1 protein-coding gene is annotated in these 1,375 nt (G+C 28.4%); it reads right to left on the bottom strand.

Annotated elements, in window-relative coordinates; all coding sequences use genetic code 11:
- Nucleotides 1-174 precede the first annotated feature (174 nt).
- Complete coding sequence (locus tag J1D01_RS17360) at nucleotides 175-609, bottom strand: hypothetical protein (protein ID WP_421151769.1); 435 nt, start codon at nucleotides 607-609, stop codon at nucleotides 175-177.
- Nucleotides 610-1,375 lie beyond the last annotated feature (766 nt).

Raw genomic sequence — 1,375 nt, 5'->3', positions numbered from 1 at the left:
GGCATAATAAAAAACTATTTTTTATTAGGATTTGATCTTGGAATACGTATATGGTTTGTTGCGTGGTTTAAGCACTAAAGTTAGCAAATAAAAACCGAATAGAAAATCCGCGAGGATTTTCGTAAGTTGGCTAAAAGAAAGCAATAAAATATACACGGTGTTGTAAGTAGTTTTTTATAATTCTAATTTTATTCTCTTCTCTAAATTTTCCAAAGATTTAGGTTCATTTTGAGAATCAAGATATTTTTCCCATTCCGTTTCAAATAATTCATAATATTTTAAATTCATATTATCAAAGTCAATTTTTTTCAGAGTGTCAATGTTTTCATTTTTTAATTTCAAAACATATTTCTCCATTTTCCTTCTATAAATTTCCAACAAATTAAATTTTGCTTCTGAAATTCTCAAATTAATTGAGTCATTTTCATTTATTACAAAAGATTCATTAGGCATAAAAACTGTTTTAGATTTAAACATAATAGGATTTGTATAATATCTTATTGATAATCCAACTCTTGCTTCTAAAACTAAATTTTCGTCAGTATTTGTAGACTTAAAATCTTCCCAATTTAATTTTATATTTTCTTTCCAAACAATCTTATTTCTCAAATTTTTCCATTCAATAAAATCATAATAATATTTTTCATAAAATGATTTTGGAGTGAAAAAAACTATTAAAGTAATAATTCCAATTATTAATAAAATCTTTTTTTCTTTTTCAATTTTCTTTCAATTTATATAGGAATGAGTGATTTCCGCAATTACTTACAACGTACAGCTGTATGGTTAGTGTAGCCCGTAGGGCTTCATTAATTATACAGCATGTTGTGTGCTTTATATTTTTAATTTAGTTTTTATAAAAGTAAAAAAATAAAGGAACAGTAGTTCTGTTTCGGTAGCAATTTATCCCCAACTTTTTCGGATACAACCCGAACCTATGGAATATACACTGCCGTGTATGATCCGTTGGTGAAGGGAACTAAGAGCGCTTTTTATACTGATTAACAAGACATAATGCCTATTCAAATTTGACTTTGTTAAAATTTTTCGCGAACTTAGTCAGGTACTTTATAACGAGCTAGCGTTTGGAGAGACAAAACTCTCCACGATACCATCGAAAAGTACCTGGATATAGCTTTTTTAACAAAGGCTTTGTCTGATTTAGTTAATCAGTATAAAACTCCATACCCTCACGTAACACTCCGAAAAAATTGTCCTTGCGAAATGAACTATTGCACTACAACGGTTTCCTTTATTTTGATTTATTAATTTAAAAGAAGAAAAGAGGAGAACTAAAACGGTCTTCAAGTTAAAGCCTTATTACACGTACAAGTCCTCTTTTCTTCTTAACTGTTGCATAGAACCAATTGGAATA

Origin of the sequence: Seonamhaeicola sp. NFXS20, from assembly GCF_049132085.1 — a bacterium.
In the GTDB taxonomy this organism is placed as follows: Bacteria; Bacteroidota; Bacteroidia; order Flavobacteriales; family Flavobacteriaceae; genus Seonamhaeicola.
This window is presented reverse-complemented; position numbering and strand designations above follow the sequence as displayed.